Source organism: Streptomyces sp. NPDC088812, assembly GCF_044750285.1.
Taxonomy (GTDB): Bacteria; Actinomycetota; Actinomycetes; order Streptomycetales; family Streptomycetaceae; genus Streptomyces.
This window is the reverse complement of sequence record NZ_JBIVJP010000031.1, coordinates 26,942-45,841: the sequence shown is the minus strand read 5'-3', so window position 1 is coordinate 45,841 and position 18,900 is coordinate 26,942. Positions and strand designations below refer to the sequence as shown.

The window sequence follows — 18,900 nt, the reverse complement described above, 5'->3', positions numbered from 1 at the left end:
GGCCCCTGAGCCGTTCGTGTGCCGTAGGTGGCGGACCGCCCGCCTCCGACGGCTCCTTGCGCTTTCAAACCACCAGTGCAGAAGTAATCGTTTCTCTGCTCCCGGGTCACCCGCCCGAACGTCACTTGCTGTGACAGATGAGGGACGGTGGGTTAGTTTTCGAAATGTGTCCACGCCGACCCTCTCGAGGCTCGGGCCCCCGGGCCCCTTCCCCCATGCCCCGCTCACCCATCCGCTCGACCGCAAATGGCTGCACTACGCGTTCTTGTCCCGGTGCGGTCGCCAGGCCCTGATCGCCAACCTGTCCGTTCTGGGGTCCTCCTCCGGCGCGGTCTTCGCGGATCCGGGTGCTCCGGTCGCCGGGCGGCGCAGCGGCACCGGCACGGCGGGCGAGGGACAGCACATGGCGATCCTCCTCGTCCACGAGGAGGGACACGGCTGGAGTTCGACGCAGTTCAACGCCGACCAGCCCGCACTCCCCTGGTCGGCGTTCCGGTTACCGCATCCGCACGGCGAAGCCCGCGTGTTCGCGGTGGCGGCCCGCTCGGGGGCACCGGCGGCCGATGTGCGGCTGACCCGGACCAGCAGGCCGTGCACCTCGCAGTGCGCCCCCTTCGGCGAGGACGAGCACCTGCGCTGGCAGTCGGAGCCCGGCGTGCTGGGCGTGGGAACCCTGCGCCACGGCGACGGCACGGTCACGGCGACGGATCTGCTGGGCTACCACGAACGGGTACGCGGCCGGTGGTCCTGGCCCACGCTCGGGGGCTGGGTGTTCGGATTCGTCAACGACCCGTCCGGCCCCGCCGGTGCCGCCCCGCCCTCGGCGGTGGTCTTCACCCTGCTCCAGCCGGCGCGTCCGGCGGACGCGGCCAACGGATCGGTGATGCTGTGGCACGAGGGGCGGATGGTCCGTCACTTTCCGCGCCGCAATCTGCGGGTCGCGGTCAGCGGCACGCTGGACCGCGACCGGGTGGTGATGGTGCCGCCGCTGGCGGACGTGCTGGGCATCCCGCCGATGGCCCCGGTGCCCGGCCGGCTGCTGATCACCGCCCGGCTCGGCGAGGACCGTCTCGTCCTCGACTTCCGCTCGCACACGGCCGGCCGGATCGCCAACCCCTCCGAGACGAGCCTGCACCCGTTCAGCGTGCACGAGACCCTCGGCCCGTGCACGGTGGAAGGGCGAGTCGGCGGACGCCGTATCGGCTTCAGCACCGAGGGCATCGTGGAGTTCGCCGGTGGCGCCCGTGACTGAGACCCTGCCCGCGTTCACCGGTGCCCGGCTGCTGGACGAGACCGTCACCGTCCTGTCCGACCGGGCGCCGGCCGTCCTCGCCGCCGCCGCCGACCAGTTGCGCGGCATCCGGCTCGGCCTGCACTTCAACGACGGCAGCCACGCCACGCTCACGGCGCGGCACAGCCGTATCGTCGTGCGCCAGGACCGCTGCCCGGATCCGGACGTCGAGGTCGTCTTCGACAACCGGGCGATGGACCTGCTGTTCGACCTCCAGCAGCCACCCGTCGACCAGGTCCTGCCCGGCAGCCTCGACATCCGCGGCGCCCAGGAGGAGACCCTCGCCGTGTGGCGGGCCTTCACGCTGCTGTCCCAGCGTGCGGCGGGGCTGCGCAGCATGCAGGAACTCTGGGGCGCCTACCGCGAACAGGCCCCCCGATTGTGGGGCGGTGCCGCACCCGCCGCTCGGGAACCGGCCGCCGATCCGGTCGACTGGACGGCGCTGGACTTCCTCGCCCGGCGCTCCCCCCAGGACGCGCCCGCACCGCCCGCGCTGATCGGCGACACCACCGTCGGGGCCCCGCGTCTGCTGTGGGACGGACGGGCCGGCACCGACTGGTCGCTGCCGGACACCGTCCGGGACGCGGACCTGCTGGAAACCATGCGCCGGTGCCGGGCCCGCACCAACGAGGAGATCGACCGGCTGCTGCCGGACCGCGAGCCGCGCGCCGAGCTGTACGACCTCATGCGCTCCTACCCTGCCCGGCAGGGCAAGGGCCTGCGGCCCACCCTGACCATCGCGGCCTGCGCCGCCTTCGGCGGACGCCCCGACGACGCCGTACGCGCCGCCGCCGCACTGGAGTTGTTCCACAACGGCTTCCTCGTCCACGACGACATCGCCGACGAGTCCACCCACCGGCGCGGCCTGCCGACCATGCACGAGGAGCACGGGCTGGGTCTGGCCGTCAACGTCGGCGACGGCCTGAACCTGCTCGCCGTCGACGCCGTCCTGTCCAACCTCGAAACGCTCGGTCTGGCCCGCACCCTGGGCCTCATCCACGAAGCGGTCCACATGTGCCGCGAGTCCGTCGAGGGCCAGGCCATGGAACTGGGATGGATCCGCCACGACGTGGTGCCCGAGGCCGATGACGCCTACTTCACCATGAGCACGAAGAAGACCGGCTGGTACACCTGCATCAGCCCGTGCCGCATCGGAGCCGTCTGCGCCGGCATCACCGACCCGGCCGTACTGGGCCGCTTCGACGAGGCGTTCCGCCTGATCGGCATCGCCTTCCAGATCCAGGACGACATCCTCAACCTCGTCGGCGAGGAAGCCCTCTACGGCAAGGAGCCTCTCGGAGACCTGCTCGAAGGCAAGCGCACGGTCATGCTGATCCACCTCCTGCGCACCGCGTACGCCCACGAGCGGCCCCGGCTCTTCGACATCCTGCGCCGGCGCCGCACCGACAAGACCCAGCAGCACGCCGAGGAGCTCCTCGCCGCGATGCGGCGGCACGGCTCCATCGAATACGCCATCGACCTCGCCGACCGGCTCGCCGCCGAAGGCATCACGCGCTTCGAGGAAGACCTGCGCGTCATCCCCGAGAACGAAGGCAAAGCCGTCCTGCGGCAGATCGCCCACTACGTCACCTCGAGGCCCCTGTGACCACCACCGCACCCCCGCCGCCGTCCGGCCCCGCCGACGCCGGCCCGCTGACCCCTACCGACCACCGGGCCCTCGCCTTCCTCGGCCAGACCAACAGCCGGTTGCGCCGCGGCCTGTGCACCCTGGCCCGGCACGGCGTGGCCCTGCGCCGGCGCGCCCCCGAACGCGCCCGCGTGCTGCTCGACACGGTCCGGCCCTGGCCCCTCCACAAGGGAGGCCAGTTCCTCTTCGACCTCATGGAGTGGGAGGACCTCATGGTCGACGGCGACCCACCGCCGCTGATGTCCACCGAGCGGATCGTCTCCGCCTGCTCCCTGCCCGTGCAGTGGCTCGCAGCCACCGCGGAGGCACCGACCGCGGCGACACCGGTCCCCGGCCAGCGCACCGCCGCCGCCCTCGACCTGCCCCTGCGCCTGCTGGCCACCACCGCCCGTGCCGCCTTCCGGGGCGCCGCTCAGGACCTCACGGACCTCCTCGGCCCTCCCGCTCCCCCGGACGAGACCCACGACGCCGCACACGTCACCGCCGCGGATTCCGGAACAGACTCCGGAACAGACTCCGGCACGGACTCCGGCGCCGAGGCCACCGACGACGAACTGCCGCCTCTGGAAGCGGGGTTCTACCTCTACGAGGACATCGTCCTCGGCGCCCTGGTGGTCCTCGGTCCGCTCCTGGCCGACCACGCGCCCACGGCCACGGCGCCTCCCGACCCGTTCATGGCGTCCGTCGACGATCCGGACAGCCCGGACGGCCCATGAACGAGCACACCCCACAAGCCCGCCACCCGGCGGATCCGCCCACGCGGACACCCCCACCCCAGAAGGGACATCATGGCCACGCAGATCCAGGCACCCGTTGAGTCGGGAGCCGAGAACAAGCTGTACATCCTGCAGCAGGGCATCGTCGAGGACGCCCCCGGAGGAGTGCCGGCCCACCTCAGCTTCGGCATCCTCAGCACCGTCCCGGACCCGGTGAACCCCGGCGACATCACCTTCACCCTCAAGGCGCCGACCGGCTTCGTCTTCACCAGCTGGCTCTCCTGGGCCTACCACGACGTCAACACGCTCCAGGCGAGGGGCAACCTCCAGACCACCCAGGGCATCCTCGGCAACGGGGGCCGCACCCTCACCTTCACCCACAACCCCTACCTGTCCACCAACCAGGAGTGCATCGGTTACGGGGCCCAGGTCACCGCCGTCGACGGCGCGACGCCGGGCCGCTACACCGATGGTGAACTCCGCGTGGGAGGCGCCAACCCCGTCAGGCTCAAGGGCCGCGTCCTCGACCCCGACGAGGACTGACCCCCCGTCGGCCGACCGGTCCACCGGTGGCTCCGGCACCTGACCCGGAGCCACCACCCACCCCCCCATCATCCATCCCCCCACCACGCGGCCACCGATCGATCGGACGCCAAAGAGGAGGGGGTGGCTATCATCGACTCCCATGAGCCCTCGGAACTCGGTCGTGGAGACGCGCCGCACCCGGCAGCGCATTCTGGACCGCAGTATGGCGATCGCCTCCGTGGAAGGGCTTCAGGGTTTGACCATCGGCCGGCTCGCGACCGAGCTGGGGATGAGCAAGGCCGGCGTACTCGGCCACTTCGGCACGAAGGAGAGCCTCCAACTCGCGGTCGTCGACACCGCGTCGGAGCTGTTCGCCCGACAGGTGCCGCAGCGGGTGCGGGAGGTGCTGCCGGGGCTGCCGCATCTGCGCGCACTGTGCGAGGCGTGGGTGTCGTACCTGGAACGGAACCTGCTGCCCGGCGGCTGCTTCTTCACCGCGGCGGCGGCGGAATTCGACGGGCGGGACGGACCCGTGCGCGACGCGGTCGCGGGCCTGAACGCACTGTGGCAGCGCGATCTGCGTCTCCACGTCCGACGCGCGATCGGGGCCGGGGACCTGCCGGCGGACACGGACCCCGACCAATTGATCTACGAACTCGTCGGAATCATGCTGGCCCTCAACCATTTCCTGCAGCTCCAGCACGACCCGCTCGCCCCGTCCCGCGCCCGCCGCGCCCTGCACCGGCTGCTGGACACCTGACCGGCCGCCGCCGCGTCAGCGGTGCGCACGCGACGGCTCCGGACATCCGTCCGGGGCCGTCGCGTCGTGGCGGGAGCCGTCAGCCCGGCAGCAGCGGCGGGGCCTCCTCGACGACGTCGTCCTCCGCCGCGGGGCAGGGCGTTCGGAACAGGTGCTGTCCGGAACCGACCTCGACCGTCTCCCCCGCCCGGCCCGGGAGATCGACCAGCGCGGTGGTGTTGGGCGGGACCGTGACGGAGACCCGCAGCTCGCCGTCCTCCCGCGTCCAGGAGACCACCGCGCGTCCGTACGGCGTCTCGTGCGCCGCCGAGGCGTGGCTCAGCCGTCCGCCCGGGCGGGGCCGGACCAGCAACCGCCGGTACCCGGGTGCGGCGGGGGCGAGGCCGGCCACGGTGCGGTGCAGCCAGTCGGCGACCGCGCCGAGGGCGTAGTGGTTGAAGGAGGTCATGTCGCCGGGGTTGACCGCTCCGTCGGGGAGCATGCTGTCCCAGCGCTCCCAGATCGTGGTGGCGCCCATGGTGACCGGGTACAGCCAGGACGGACAGCCCTGTTCGAGCAGCAGCCGGTAGGCGGCGTCGTACTCACCCGCGGCGCACAGCGCGTCGCAGATCAGCGGGGTGCCGACGAAGCCGATGCCGATGCGGAAGCCGCCCGCGCGCACCAGCTCGACCAGTCGCCGGCCCGCACGCCGCCGCTGTTCCTCCTCCGGCAGGAGGGTGAACTGCAGCGCGAGCGCGTAGGCGGTCTGGGAGTCGCTGACCAGGCGGCCCGAGGGGCTGACGTACTCCTGGTGGAAGGCGGCCCGCACGGCCTCCGCGAGCTTGCCGTAGTGGGCCCGGTCCTCGTCGCGGCCCAGCACGGCCGCGGTGTCGGCCAGCAGTTGCGCGGAGAGCGCGTGGTGGGCGGTGGCGACCAGGTGGCCGTCGGTGCGGGCCTCGAACGGGCGGTCCGGCGGGGCGGTGGGGTCCAGCCAGTCCCCCAGCTGGAGCCCTTCGTCCCACAGGTGCCGCTCCCCGGTGAGGGCGGTGACGCCGTCGACCCAGGCCTTCATGCTCGGATACTGGGCCTTCAGCACGCCGGTGTCGCCGAACCGCCGGTACATCACCCAGGGCACGATGACGGCGGCGTCGCCCCAGGCGGCGCACGCGAAGCGGGGGAAGACCGACTCGAACCCCGGCACCCACAGCGGCGGCCAGCCCTCGGGGCTCTGCTGGAGCGCCAGGTCGGTCAGCCACGAGCGGACCAGACCGGCGCAGTCGTACAGGAAGCTCGCGGTGGGCGCGAAGATCTGCAGGTCGCCGGTCCAGCCGAGGCGCTCGTCGCGCTGCGGGCAGTCGGTGGGGATGTCCAGGAAGTTGCCGCGCATGCTCCACACGACGTTCTCGTGCAGCTTGTTCACCAGCGGGTCGGAGCACTCGAACCAGCCGGTGCGCCGCATGTCCGTGTGGCAGACGACGGCCCTGAGGTCGCCGGGGGCGATCTCGCCGGGCCAGCCGTCGACCTCCGCGTAGCGGAAGCCGTGGAAGGTGAAGCGGGGCTCCCACTCCTCGGTGCCGCCGCCGCGCAGGGTGTAGGAGTCGGTGGCCTCGGCTCGGCGGAGCGGGCGGGTGCCCAGCTCGCCGTTCTCCAGCACCTCGGCGTGGCGCAGGGTGACGGTCCGCCCGGCCTCGCCGCTCACCCGGATCCGCAGCCGGCCGACGAGGTTCTGACCGAAGTCGAGGACGGTGCGGCCGGACGGCGAGGTGATGACCGCCACGGGGTCGACCAGCTCGGTGCGGCGCACCGGCGGTCCGTCCGGCGCGACCAGGCGGCCGAGGTCGTACGGCAGCACGTCCACGCCGCTCCACGCGCTGTCGTCGAAGTGGGGGGCGGATCAGCCGGGCAGCTCGCGCCGGGCGTCGTACCTCTCGCCCTCGTAGATGCCGGAGGAGACGATCGGCCCGTGCGCCGCGCGCCAGTCGTCGCCGCTGCCGAAGGTCTCGGTGCTTCCGTCGGTGTAGCGCACCTCGATCTGCACCAGGGCGGCGAGGCGGTCGCCGTAGCGGTTGCGCGCACCGCCCTCGAAGCCGATCCGGCCGCGGAACCAGCCGTCGGCGAGCAGGACACCGACGGCGTTGCCGCCGGTTCGGAGCAGGCCGGTGACGTCGAAGGTCTGGTAGCGCAGGCGCTCGGTGTAGTGGGTCCAGCCGGGGGCGAGGACCTGGTCCCCGACCCGGGTGCCGTTGATCTCGAGCTCGTGGACGCCGTGCGGTGGCGTACAGCCGGGCCGACTCCACCGGCGTCCGCAGCCGGAACTCGCCGCGCAGCAGCGGGGGCGGGACCTGGTCGGTGGTGTCCTCGTGCCAGGCGGGGGAGACGAACCGCGCCGTCCAGTCGTCCGGCTCGAGCAGGCCGGCCTCCAGGGACCAGGGGCTCGGGCCCGTGCCGTCCGGCCCCCAGACCCGTACGCTCACCATATTTCGTCACACGCCCCATGCCTCGCCCCCCCGCGGACGCCCGGACCGCACGCGGGTGTCCCGGAGCGGGGAGGAAAGCGGTGCGGCAGCGCGCCGGGGTGCCCCGACGCCTGCGAAAAAACACCTGTGCCGTTCGCGTGTGCGGGTAGCGCTGCGGGGCAGACGGCGGGACGGAGGTTGATAACTATGGTTCCCCTGCTTCTGGTTCTGCTGCTGGTCCTGCTTCTTTTCGGTGCCGGATTCGCTCTCAAGGCACTGTGGTGGATCGCCGTGATCGTCCTGGTGGTCTGGCTCGTCGGCTTCTTCGCCCGCTCCACGGGAGCAGGCGGACAGCGCGGCCGTTGGTATCGCTGGTAGGGCGTCGGCAGGCGGTCGGGAAAGCAGGAAAGGGTGGGGTGCACCGATGGCCGGTGCACCCCACCCAGGTGTGCGGATCGACGCTCACCCTCGCCCGCGTCCCGCGGGCGACGGCGTCAGTCGCCGTCCTCCGTGTCCGGAGCCCCGCGTTGGACCAGGGCCTCCACCACGTCCACGGCGCTGCCGTCGTGGTCGCTGCCGGCGGTTCCGCTGCCGTTCTGGAGGTTCGCGGTCCGGTCGACCTCCAGTACGGAGTCGGCGTGCGAGTTGTCGAGCACGGTGATCAGGCTGTCGGTCGCGCCGGCGGGCTGGGCGCAGCCGAGGAGGGCGAGAGTGAGGCAGGCGGCGGCACTCGTCCGTTTGACGTTCACACGCCGACGCCTTCCCGTGCGGCGGGGACGGGGTGGTGACGGGTGATGTTCCTGGCCAGGAGCTCGGTCGACTCCTTCACGCCGATGGCGTTCGCTTCCGCGGCCGGCAGTCGGCCGTCGGCGAGGTGCAGTTCGGCCAGGGCCGTGTCCACCGCCCGGTGCGCCGCGAAGAGGCACGGCGTGCTGTAGATGGCGACGTCGACACCGAGGTCGGCCAGTTCGCTGAGCGAGAGGCGCGGGGACTTGCCGCCGGCGATCTGGTTGAACAGCAGCGGCTTGCCCGCGACGACCTCGCGCACGCGTTGGATCCACTCGACGCTGCGGACTCCGTCGACCAGCACGACGTCGGCGTCCGTGGCGGCCAGGGCCTGGGCCCGGCGCAGGATGTCGTCCTCCTCGGTCGCGTCCGTGCGGGCGACGACGAGGAGGTCCTTGCGCGTGGAGAGGACCAGTTCGAGCTTCTCCAGGTACTCCTCCAACGGCAGTACCAGCTTGCCGTCGGCGTGGCCGCACCTGCGGGGACGCTTCTGGTCCTCCAGGATCACCCCGGACGCTCCGGCGCGCTCCAGGCTCTGCACCATGTGGCAGGCCACTTCGGGATCGACGTAACCGTCGTCGATGTCCACGAGCAGGTGGTGGTGGGGGAACGCGCCGCGCAGTCGCTGGACGAAGGCCAGCATGTCGGGCCAGGCGATGAACCCGATGTCCGGCAGCCCGTAGTAGGAGGCGGCGAAGCCGAAGCCGGAGACGAACATCCCGTCGTAGTGCTCGGCGGCGATCGACGCCGAGTACATGTCGTAGACGCCGATCAGTGGCGTGGTGCCCGGCGCGGTGATCTGCGCCCGCAGTCTGCTTCCGTACGTCATCGTGGGGATCCTTTGCACGCTGGACGGCACACAGGCCGGTGTGAGACTGCCGCGACACGGCAGCCTTTGCTCAACGCTGATGATTTCGGGTCCAGCCTTTGGGATGCGCCTCGGGAAAGCTTTACTCACTCCGACGGCGCAGCCCCTTCACCACAGAAACGTCACTGTGCCCGCGGACGCAGGTTGACCCGTCGGCGGACGGCGGTGTCGAGTGACCCGGTACGCCCTGCTGGGCTGAACCCCGCATGCGCACAGGGCGGTTGCGCGGATGGGGCGGGCGTCCGGGGTCGGCGGGGCTCGTCACCGACACAGCGCACGCGTCTCCCCGCCGCTCTCGCCGGCGTCCGGGGAGCGTCTTCCGCGGCCCCCCGGGGCAGCGGGGCCGGGCGCTGAGCACCACCGGCGGTACGGGGCGTCCGCCGCTCACGGCAGCAGGGCCGCGGCGAGTTCGCGGGGCCGGGCGGCGAACGGGCTGTGGCCGCCCGGGAGGGTGCGCACGGTGAACGGGTTGCCGGGCACGGCCCGGTCGGCTTCCGCGATCATCAGGTCCTGCACGGCCGGCGGCAGCGCCCGGTCGTCCGCGCAGCGCAGGAAGGTCCGCGGTATCCGCCCCCACCGCGGGGCGGTCACGGGGACCGGGGTGGCCGGGACCGACAGCGGCAGATCGGTGCTCAGTGCCGAGCGCCAGCGGTCGAAGCGGTCCGGCGGGGTGTCGTGGTAGTAGGTCTGCCGCAGTTCCTCGGCATAGGCGGGATCCGGTGAGAGCGGGTTGATCCGTACGGCGCCCAGCTCCGCGGGGTCGCCGAGGGTGAGGCTCTGTCCCCGTGCCGTGGCGTTCTCGGGCGAGCCGAGGTAGTCGGAGAACCGCGGCCGTCCGGCGGGGACGAAGGCCGACAGGTAGACGAGGGCGTCGACGAGCCGGGGCGCCCGCTCGGCGGCCAGTGACGCGGGGCCGCCTCCCGCGCTGTGCGCGACGAGCACGACACGGCGGTGGTGGCGGACCTGGCGCAGCGTGTCCAGCACGGTCTCGGCGCAGTCGTCCATCGTCACGGTGGCGAGCGGGGACCGCTCGGTCGGCAGGCCCGGCTGGCCGGGCAGGAGGTATCCGCTGGGCAGCGGTGCGTCGAAGCCGTGTCCCGGCAGGTCGACGGCCACGCTCGCGGCGCCGAGTCCGGCGAGTGCGCGTTGCGTCGCCGCCCACTGCCCGGAGCCGTGCCAGGCGCCGTGCACGAGGACGAAGACGGTGGGGGTGGCGGAAAGGTCGGTCATGCCTGCATTCCACGTGACCCGGCCCCCGCCATCCAGGGAAAGATCTGGCAAGCTGGCCCACGATACCCACGGGATATGGCCGGGAGGCCGGCATGGAGGCGCGGCACCTGCGGTACGCACTGGCCCTCGCCGAGCACGAGCACTTCGGCCGGGCGGCCGGTGCCCTGGGCATCGCGCAGCCTCCGCTGTCCAAGCAGATCGCCGACCTCGAACGCGAGGTGGGCGCCCGGCTGTTCGACCGTACCCGCCAGGGCGTGTTCCCGACGGCGGCGGGCGCGGCCTTCCTCGCCCGGGCGCGCAGAGCGCTCGACGAGATCACGGCGGCCTCGGTGGACGCGGCCCGGGCGGCGCGCGGTGAAACGGGCCGACTGCGCCTGGGCTTCATCGCCTCGGCGCTGCTCGAACCCCTGCCGGACGTGCTCGGCCGGTTCGGCCGCGAACGGCCCGACGTGCGGCTGGAGTTGCACGAGATGGCCACCAGCCGCAGCACTGCCGCACTGGTCACCGGTGAACTCGACGTGGCGATCACCCTCGGCCGGCCACGGGGTGCCGGGGCCGAGACCCTGGTGTCGGTCCCGATCGGACACGACCACCTGGTCGCGGTGGTGAGCACCACGCACCCCTACGCGGGCCGGCCGTCGGTGAGTGTGGACCAACTGCGGCAGCAGCCGCTGATCGTGGCGTCCGGCGAGGACGAGCCATCCGTCCTCACCGGGCTGCGCACCCTGCTGGGCAAGGACTCCCCCGCCCTCTCGGGCGCGGCCGTCGCGAGGGACGTCCACACGATCATCGGCCTCGCCGCCTGTGGCGTGGGCGTCGGTCTGGGGCCCTCCCGCATGCTGTCGGCCCCGCGTCCGGGCATCTGGTTCTGCGAGGTGACCCCGCGCACGCCCCTGCCCGATCTGGTGCTGTCCTTCACCGCCCGGGACCGCTCCCCGGCACTGAACGCCTTCCTCGACACCATCCGCGCGAACTGCCCCGACGTCGGTGCCGCACTCGACCTCCGGCTCCTCGACCGCTGACCGTGTCGGTCACCTCCGGTGACCGCGGCGGCGGTGTGCGTGTCACCGTCGACGTCGATCACCGTGCGAAGGGCGTCCTCGAAGCCGGTCGGGCTGCGCAGAGCCCCGACCCGGGCAGGCTGTCGGCGGCCTCCTGCCAGGACGCCCACCCGGCCCGGGACGGTGGGCGCGCCGCGCCCGGTGCCGCCCGGGCACGCGGTGAGGGGGACGCCGGGTCGGTCAGTCGTCGTCCGCCGGGGTGAGGACGTGCAGGGGGTCCGACACGTGGGCGGCGGTGGTTCCGGTCAGCATGCGGCGGGCGGCCGGCAGCGGAACGCGGACGACGAGCGGGTGGCTGAGGACGACGTCGCGGGTGGCGGTGTTGCGGCCTCGGGGCCGTATCCCCTGCGTGAGGCGGTTGTGGATGTCCGCGACGACACGGAACTCGGCGGTGAACTGGACGAGCACCGACTCCGTCTTGGGTTTGCTCAGCGGCACGGTTCCCGACGCGTGCCCGGCGAGTGTGGAGAGGTCCGAGGCCTGGGCGCCGGTCAGTACGGCGTCGGTCATCCGGCCGGGGTCGGTGAGCAGGGGGCCCGCGCCGGCGTAGCCGCGGGTGCCGCGTCCGTGGTCCGTGCCGGTGTGGAGGTCGGTGGCGGCTGCGCGGCCGTCCTCGGGGCCGCTCTGGGCCACGGTCTCGAAGATCGCGGTGTCGCTGCGTCCCAGCACCCGGCCGTCGCGCAGCCGGGCGTGCAGGGAGCAGTCGAGGTCCTGGCCCTCGAGACCGGAGTGGTGGTTGACGGGGAGCCGGCAGCCCGCCGACGCCAGCAGGGGCAGGGCGGCCATGAGCCACTCGGTGGAGACGGACTCCGACTGGACGTAGGCCGCGTGGCTGAGGGCCGCCGGGTCGAACCGTTCGCTGCCGCCGGCGTCGCGGACCGCGCCGCCGATGGCCGTGCGCAGTTGGCCGGCCCCCCGGAAGCCGTTCACCTGGACCTCCAGCGGCAGGGTCGCGCCGCGGCCGCGCCAGGTCCGCAGGTCGGCGGGCGAGGTGGCCGTCGTGCGCCGCAGACCGGTGCCCGCGCCGGGGGCCGTGACCGGCCGCAGCCGGGAGAGGGCCTCCATGTCCTTCTCCAGTGCGCGGTAGACGAGGGTGCTGTCGCCGATCTCGGCTCGCGCGACCCGCCCGTCGGAGGAGAACAGCGCCAGTTCGGCCGTGATCGGCACCCTCATCCGCACGGAGGGCGCGCTCGCGTCGATGATGGTGCGGATACCGACCTGGGTGCGTGAGGTCTCCCCGGTCCTGCGCGCCGCCGAGGTGAGGGCGCCGCCGCCCAGGGTGCCCGCGCTGCTGTCGACGGCGCCGCTGTCCGGTTCCCCCGTTCCCGCCACCGTGGCGCCGGCGCCGATCGTACGGCCCCGTCCCGCGCTCTGCGTGCGGTCCATGACGGCGACGGTGGCGAACTCCATGTCGCGGTCCCCGTCGGTGCGTCCGGCCGGGCGGGCGTCGCCGGTCCGCCGGATGCTCAGGACGGCCCGGTAGCGCTGCACGCGGTTGCGGAAGAGCTCGACCGCGACACCGCCGTCCATGGCTCCCGACAGCAGGCCGACGGCTCCGTCCCGGTCGAGGACCCGCAGGAGTCTCTGCACGTTGCGGTAGGGGTCGTCCAGCTGGCGTTCGGGCAGCAGCGCCGCGGCGAGGCCGGCGTCGCGGATGTTCCCGCGCAGGGCGCGCAGGAGGGGGACGAGGTCGGGCATGTCCTCGATCAGGCCGAATCCGAGCGGCAGGTCACGGGCGAGAGCGGGCGGCAGCGGGGGCGTCTGCGCGCGGTCCTGCGCCGTGTCGCCGGCCGCCGCCCGGTCCGTGCCCGCCGGGGCGGGGTCCTGTGTGCCGGTGGTCGCGGCCGGTGCGTGGCCCGGTGCGGGCACGGCCGCCGTGTCCTGGGGCGGGCGGGTCTGCTCCCGGCCGGTGTCCTGAGGCCGTTCCCCGTCGGGCGCCTGCGGTGGCCGCAGTCCCGCCGCGGCGAGCTGGTCCTCGCTCAGCCACAGGCCGACCGCGCCGGGCACCGTCTGTTCGGCGGCGGACACGCCCTGGCTCGCCGGTCCGGAGGACACCTCGGCCACCATCCGCACCAGCAGGTCGCACTGGACCAGGTAGAAGGGGCGGCCCCTGGGGACCACGGCGTTGCGCTCGACGGTACCGGTGAGGGAGAGGCCCTGCGCGGTGCCGCGGTGGGTGGCCCTGCTCCCCGACAGACCTTCGCCCATCTGCCAGTGGTCGCCCTGTTCCCGTCCGGAGCCGCCGTATCCGACGGAGTGGGTGACGGTGCGTGACTTCTGGCCCGTGGCCTGGTGTCCGCCCAGGGACATGTTCTCGGTGCCGGGTCCCTCCCCGGTGGTGACGACACGGGGCCGGGTGAGCGCGAAACGCGCGCCGACCGCGCCGGTGAGGGACTTGACCCTGCGGGGGTAGCGCAGGTTGTCGACGACCCAGCCGGTGCCGACGGCCTGCCGGAGCGCCGCGGTGACGGACTGCGGGCTGAGCTGGGTGTCGATGGCCTGCTGCGGGGCGAGGCCCTCGGTGGCGAAGACGTCGTCCGCCCGGCCGGGCGCGTTGCGGACGGCGGCCTGCGACAGCAGCCGGTAGGCCAGGGCGCGCACGGCGCGGCCGTCGCCGACCGTCTCGACGAAGGACCAGTCGCGGACCTGCGGGCCGCGCACCTGGAGGGGGCCGCCGGTGAGCGCGCCGATGCCGGCCACGTCGACCGGCCGGGGCATCCGGCGCAGTTCGGCGGCCCTGGCCCGCAGCCGTCCGCCCTCGGCCCCGCCCACGGTGAAGCCGGTGGGGGTGGTGAGCCGTACGTCCTGGCCCGCCAGGTGCAGCGGGTCGCCGGCGGCCGCGCCGGTGGAGGAGGCGATCTCCTCGACCTCCGGCTCGTGGCGTCCCGGACGGCCGGGGGTGAGGGTGCGCATCGCCTTGCGCTCCCGGGTGACCTTGGTGACCCTGACCCCGAGATCGAGGGTGGAGCCGAACGAACTGCGGTCCGGGGAGCCGCTGTTGAGGGAGTCGCCGCGGACGGCCGGGCCGGCCTGCGCCGCCCGGCCGGAGTGCAGCACGCTCTCCGCGGTCAGTCCGCCGGAGACCTTCCCCGGGACGATCTGCATCTGGAGCGCGAACCGGGTGCCGATGTCGCGCGAGCTGGACTGTCCCGTCTGCGAGCTGCTGCTCACGCCGGAGCTGCTGCGCACCAGCCAGTCCTTGGTCTCTCCCAGGTAGGCGATCGGGCCGAGCCTGCCGGTCACGAGGACCTGGACGTCGTGGGCGTGCCCCAGGGTCTTGCGGCGCAGCCGGACGGGGATGCCGGTGGACAGCAACTGGTCCTTGTTGGCACGGATGTTGGTCTGGGACAGCACGGCCACCAGGGTGCGGTAGTTGGTGCGCTGCTGCTCGGCCTCCTCCGCGGACGGCCGCGAGGTGTCCTGGCGGCGGGGTGCGGGGCCGGACGGTCCGGCTGCCGCGGCGGGGGCCAGGAACTCCGCGGGGAGGTAGCCGTCCAGTCGGGGATCGGTGGCGAACAGCCGCTCCACGGCGGCGATCAGCGGCGCGGAGTCGAAACGGCCGAGGGCGACGCTCGATCCCATGCCCGCGAACGGCAGCTCCCGCTCGGGCAGTTTCCGGCCGTCCTCGTCGACGGTGGTGTACAGGTCACCGCCGGTGACGCCCTCGGGCAGGGGCAGTCCGAGCGACTGCGCCTCCTCCGCGCGCAGGCTGAGCAGCACGTCGATGTCGTGTGCGGCGGTGCGGGCGACCCGTCGCGGGGTCGCGGGGCCGTCTCCGGTGCCTTCGACCGTCAGCCGGACGGTGCTGCGGTACAGCACCTTCTGGCCGCGCACCTCGGCTCCTTGGCGGGTGGTCGCGGCCTGCTCGGCCTTGACGGTGCGGCTGCGCGCGACCCCGGGCAGGGTCACCTGCGACAGCCGCAGGGACGGTGCTGCGCCGGGGGCTCCCACGGCCAGGGACGGACCGGCGCCCAGCCGGGCGCTGCCGCCCTCGTGGGTGGTGTCGGAGACGCTGTGCGCGACCTGCTGGTGGGTGCGCAGCTGGGTCTTGCCGATGCCCCAGGCCGGGGCCATGGAGAGGATGTCCGCGCGCATCCGGTACGTTCCCCGGACGGTGCCGTCGAGGGAGGTGAGGTCCTCCCCCGTGACCCAGCCGGCCAGCAGACGGGGCAGGTCCTCCGTGACCGTCGTCGCGGACGTGGCCTCGTACAGGTACGGGCGGCCGGGGGCGCCCAGTTCCGTCAGCCGGGGGTGCAGCACGGAGGCGACGCTGTCGTAGAGCCCGCCTCCGCCGCCGTGGGGTTCGCCGGCGTCCGTGACCGCGAGCGGTGCCAGGGAGTCGGCGAGCGCCGTCTCGTGTGCCGTGGCGGGCGGCAGGGGGGCCGTGTGGCCGGGGGTGGTGGTGCCGCGGGGCACGAGGTGCTCGCGCGGCACCCGCATCGTGAGGGTGCCGGGCCCGCTCACCGGGGTGGGGGCGGGGCTGCGGGTGCGGTCGCCGCGGGTGATGCGCACGTGGAAGCGGACGTGGCGCAGCGCTTCGACGGATCCGCCGTCGCTGCGCAGGGTCCGGGGCTCGGAGACGGTGGTGGCGCTGTGCGTCTCGGTGGAGGAGGTGAGGCCGACGTCTCCGGCGAGGGCCGCGCCCGCCCAGAGCCCGGGGTGTACCGGTGCGAGGACCGAACCGGAGCCGCGCAGGCCCTTGTTGGCCGTGTGGCGGGTGCCGCTGTTCCCGCTGCCGGCGGAGTTGCGCAGGCTGTCGACCTTGATGTCGGCGCCCTCCGCCTCCGCGTCCCGGTCGGCGGCGCTCATCCGCGCGGCGCGCGCGTCGACGACCTGTTGCGGGGCTCCGGGGGCCAGGAACGTGCCGGGTGCGTCGGTGGTGTCGGGGGCGATGAAGACCGTGACGTCGTAGAGGCCGCTGCGGGTCCTCACGGCGAACGAGCGGCCCCGCCCGAAGAACGTCTCGGGCCGGGTGGCGAGTTCGCGGGCGATGCGGTCGGCCTCATCGGAGGGGCCGGCGACCCGGACCACCTCGTCCCGCACGAAGCCGTGGCCGGTGAGGCCGTGCACGAAGGACAGGCCGCCGGCCTGGAGTTGCGTCAGGTAGGGCGGCAGGACGAGGTCGTACTCGGCGGCTTCGTCGACGGTGTCGAGACGGGGCGCGCGGGCCGCGGAGCGGGGAGCGGCGGCGGTCGTGCCGGGGCGCCTGCTCCGGCCGTTCACCATCCGCCCGGCCGCCGTGTTCCCCGCCGTCTGCTGGAGCCTCAGCATCGCCTGGGGATCGGTCGGTGCCGTGGCCGGCAGGCCGGTCCGTCCGGTTTCCGGGACGGCGACCGGGGGCGTGGGCGGTCGCAGTGCGGTGGCGGCCCTGCCCCGGCCGGTCTCGTGTGTTTCCCCTTGCTGAGCGCGCACGCACACCTCTCCCCTGTGGTCGACGGAACGGCCGATCGGTGGTGTGCGGGCACCCGGCGGGGGGCCCGCCGCGGGTGATCATAGGGCAACGGGAGTACGTCTGCCGAGTGAACGTGCAACGACTTTCGAGTTGCCGAGGAGAGTCAGCGGATGATCGGGGGCACGGGAGGAGGCGTGCTGCACAGGGCGTGGACGGCTGACCGCGCCGCTCGCTCCACGGCGGAGACGCCGTGCTCCATGCTGGGGCTGCCGTAGGAGAGGACGACGAGGTGGAACGCGCTTCCGTGCGCCGTGACCCGCCCCATGCTGTTGATGGCCCAGCGCTGGGAGTGGGAGCGCTGGAGCCAGCCGTTCTTGAGCTGCCGGCCGGTGCCTTCCGCGGAGACTCCCCAGGCCTGGTCGTCGTCGACCTGGCTCATGAAGGTCCGGATCAGCCGGCGGGAGGCGCCGCTGAGCGGTGACCGGTCGGCGAACACGGCGTCCAGCAGCTTGAGTTGGTCTGTGGCGGTGGTCCGTGTGAGGCCCCAGTGGAAGCCCGGTCCCGCCTGGGTGGAGGTCAGCCCCAGCGTCCTGTTGGCGTCGGTGAGTCCCGGGCCGGCGCCTATCCACCGCCACAGGGCGTCCGCGGAGTCGTTGTCGCTGCTGCGGATCATCGAAGCGGCGGTGGACGTCTCCCACCCGGTGAGCGGGCGGTCCTCGTGCTGGGCGCGCAGCAGCAGGGCCGCCAGGATGTTCACCTTCGACAGGCTCGCGGTGATGTGGTGCCGTGAGCCGTACACCGCCCGCCGGCCGGTCGCGGGCTCCAGGACGGCGACCGACAGCTGGATGCCGCTGCGGGTCCGGATCGGTTCGAGCGCACGGGCGAGCGCGGTGTCCGCGGGGGTCGGGGACGGCGTGCGTGTGCCGTGGCCGGCCGACGCGGCGCGGGCCGGCCGGCCGTCGGCCGACGTCGAGGATGCCGGGTGCCGTGGGGGAAGGTGCCCGACCGGGTCACCGGTCGTGTGACGGCCGGTGGCGGGGCAGCCCATGAGCAGCGCGGTCGCCGCCGAGCAGGCGAGCGCGAGCCGTATCCGCTCGCGTCGCGCGCGGGGCCCGTCGTGTCCGTCCGGACCGGAGCGGTCCGGGTGGTGTCCTGTGCCGCGGGACGGACGGGCAGGGGGGTATGACGACATCGAAGAACCTCGATCGCACAGGCGGGCAGGGGCCGGAACGCATCAGCACGCCTTCAGTCTTTTCCGGGGTGAGGCACGCCGCACCCCGGTGCGTTTTCGCTCCGACGGCGCAACGCGAGCGGCGGCGCGAGCCGGCTGACGGGCCCTCGGAAGCGGGTGGAGGGCCCGTCCCTTCCGGTCTCGCGCGCCCGCCGTGCGCCGCCGGGGCAGGCGCCGACGTCCCCTGCCGGCGGTGCCGTGGTCCGCGTCCACACCACTCGTGCCGGTGAGCGCCTCGCGGCGTTCGGAGGAGTCGGGCGGCCCTGGGCGGGGCCGGTGGGCCGCATAACCTTCCTCCGTGAGCGACATCCATGAACTCCAGCTGAACCTCGACCTGCCCGGTTCCCTCGCGTCCGCCGATCTCGCGCTGCTGCGCTGGCACCTCGGGGAGGAGGCCGGAGAACCCCCGCACCCGGACGACTACCCCCTGTTCTCCGACCGCGGGCCCGCCCATCGCATCGGCGGAACGCTCGTCGGCGAGCTCGCGCGCGGTGCACGGGGGTGGGCGCTCACCGTCCGGCAGGAGGTGCATCCCGACGAGTTCGATCAGCTGCGCGTCCTCGTGACGTGGCTCGCCGCGCGGACCAGCACCGCCGGCACCATCGGCTCTCTGCGGTTTCCCGAGCGGGACATCCCCGACGTGCTCGTCGCGGACCCCGCCGCCGGAACCGCGTGGCGCCTGACCCTGACGCCCGAGCGCTCACCGCAGGACGAGCTCATACCGGACCCCTGGAGCTGACCGCTTCCGGAGCGGAACGCCGCCCCCGTAGCCGGCCCCCACGGGCCCATGCCCGCGCAGGCCCCGGACATCGGTCCGGGGCCTGCTTCGTTCCCCGATATGACATCTCCTCATAAGTCTGTACGGACGCGTCGGCCGGTCCCGGGACCCGATGTCGTCGGCCGTTTGACGCCTCAATGGATAACGGCTAACTATTGGCGGGTCGTCGGGGGGAGGGA

General features: G+C 73.4%; 15 protein-coding genes. 8 read left to right on the top strand and 7 right to left on the bottom strand.

The window, feature by feature from the left end; translation table 11 throughout:
• Positions 1-166 precede the first annotated feature (166 nt).
• The 5 genes from ACIP67_RS38935 to ACIP67_RS38915 all read left to right on the top strand — a co-directional run bounded on the left by ACIP67_RS38935 (position 167) and on the right by ACIP67_RS38915 (position 4,940).
• Positions 167-1,252: a hypothetical protein gene (locus ACIP67_RS38935; RefSeq protein ID WP_401698380.1), complete on the top strand. Its 1,086-nt coding sequence runs from the start codon at positions 167-169 to the stop codon at positions 1,250-1,252.
• Positions 1,245-2,897 (top strand): polyprenyl synthetase family protein, encoded by a 1,653-nt coding sequence (locus tag ACIP67_RS38930; protein WP_401698378.1) that lies wholly within the window; start codon positions 1,245-1,247, stop codon positions 2,895-2,897. Before ACIP67_RS38935 ends, ACIP67_RS38930 begins: the two co-directional genes overlap by 8 nt.
• Positions 2,894-3,655, top strand: a complete 762-nt coding sequence (locus ACIP67_RS38925) for a hypothetical protein (RefSeq protein WP_401698377.1) — start codon at positions 2,894-2,896, stop codon at positions 3,653-3,655. Before ACIP67_RS38930 ends, ACIP67_RS38925 begins: the two co-directional genes overlap by 4 nt.
• Positions 3,656-3,727: 72 nt before the next feature.
• Entirely contained in the window at positions 3,728-4,198 is a 471-nt protein-coding gene (locus ACIP67_RS38920; RefSeq protein WP_401698376.1) for a hypothetical protein, read from the top strand.
• Between the two features lie 142 nt (positions 4,199-4,340).
• Positions 4,341-4,940: a TetR/AcrR family transcriptional regulator gene (locus ACIP67_RS38915; protein ID WP_401698375.1), complete on the top strand. Its 600-nt coding sequence runs from the start codon at positions 4,341-4,343 to the stop codon at positions 4,938-4,940.
• Between the two features lie 79 nt (positions 4,941-5,019).
• Here the strand turns inward: ACIP67_RS38915 and ACIP67_RS38910 are convergent, their stop codons facing one another.
• A complete protein-coding gene (locus tag ACIP67_RS38910) occupies positions 5,020-6,777 on the bottom strand; it encodes a family 78 glycoside hydrolase catalytic domain (RefSeq protein ID WP_401698373.1) in 1,758 nt (585 codons plus the stop codon).
• 36 nt (positions 6,778-6,813) lie between these two features.
• The gene (locus ACIP67_RS38905; RefSeq protein WP_401698463.1) at positions 6,814-7,167 is read right to left on the bottom strand and encodes an alpha-L-rhamnosidase N-terminal domain-containing protein; all 354 of its coding nucleotides are present in this window, start codon (positions 7,165-7,167) and stop codon (positions 6,814-6,816) included.
• Positions 7,168-7,582: 415 nt separating this feature from the next.
• Here ACIP67_RS38905 and ACIP67_RS38900 point away from each other — a divergent pair, with 415 nt between their 5' ends.
• The gene (locus ACIP67_RS38900; RefSeq protein WP_401698372.1) at positions 7,583-7,753 is read left to right on the top strand and encodes a DUF5670 family protein; all 171 of its coding nucleotides are present in this window, start codon (positions 7,583-7,585) and stop codon (positions 7,751-7,753) included.
• 116 nt (positions 7,754-7,869) lie between these two features.
• Here ACIP67_RS38900 and ACIP67_RS38895 read toward each other — a convergent pair whose 3' ends face one another.
• The 3 genes from ACIP67_RS38895 to ACIP67_RS38885 form a co-directional block, all read right to left on the bottom strand.
• Complete coding sequence (locus tag ACIP67_RS38895) at positions 7,870-8,124, bottom strand: hypothetical protein (protein WP_401698370.1); 255 nt, start codon at positions 8,122-8,124, stop codon at positions 7,870-7,872.
• The gene (locus tag ACIP67_RS38890) at positions 8,121-8,990 is read right to left on the bottom strand and encodes an oxaloacetate decarboxylase (RefSeq protein ID WP_401698369.1); all 870 of its coding nucleotides are present in this window, start codon (positions 8,988-8,990) and stop codon (positions 8,121-8,123) included. The genes ACIP67_RS38895 and ACIP67_RS38890 overlap by 4 nt, the downstream gene beginning before the upstream one ends.
• 423 nt (positions 8,991-9,413) lie before the next feature.
• Positions 9,414-10,259 carry an alpha/beta fold hydrolase gene (locus ACIP67_RS38885; protein ID WP_401698368.1) on the bottom strand — a complete coding sequence of 282 codons (846 nt, stop codon included), beginning with the start codon at positions 10,257-10,259 and terminating at the stop codon, positions 9,414-9,416.
• A 92-nt stretch (positions 10,260-10,351) separates the two neighbouring features.
• Between ACIP67_RS38885 and ACIP67_RS38880 the strand changes: the two genes are divergently transcribed.
• The gene (locus tag ACIP67_RS38880; protein WP_401698366.1) at positions 10,352-11,281 is read left to right on the top strand and encodes a LysR family transcriptional regulator; all 930 of its coding nucleotides are present in this window, start codon (positions 10,352-10,354) and stop codon (positions 11,279-11,281) included.
• A 219-nt stretch (positions 11,282-11,500) separates the two neighbouring features.
• On the opposite strand, the gene ACIP67_RS38875 is transcribed toward ACIP67_RS38880, so the two are convergent.
• Entirely contained in the window at positions 11,501-16,732 is a 5,232-nt protein-coding gene (locus ACIP67_RS38875) for a hypothetical protein (RefSeq protein WP_401698365.1), read from the bottom strand.
• Between the two features lie 143 nt (positions 16,733-16,875).
• On the bottom strand, positions 16,876-17,904 hold the full coding sequence (locus tag ACIP67_RS38870; protein WP_401698363.1) for a serine hydrolase: 1,029 nt from the start codon (positions 17,902-17,904) through the stop codon (positions 16,876-16,878).
• A 337-nt stretch (positions 17,905-18,241) separates the two neighbouring features.
• On the opposite strand from ACIP67_RS38870, the gene ACIP67_RS38865 reads away from it, so the two are divergent.
• Positions 18,242-18,682: a hypothetical protein gene (locus ACIP67_RS38865; RefSeq protein WP_401698361.1), complete on the top strand. Its 441-nt coding sequence runs from the start codon at positions 18,242-18,244 to the stop codon at positions 18,680-18,682.
• The last annotated feature ends 218 nt before the right edge of the window (positions 18,683-18,900 follow it).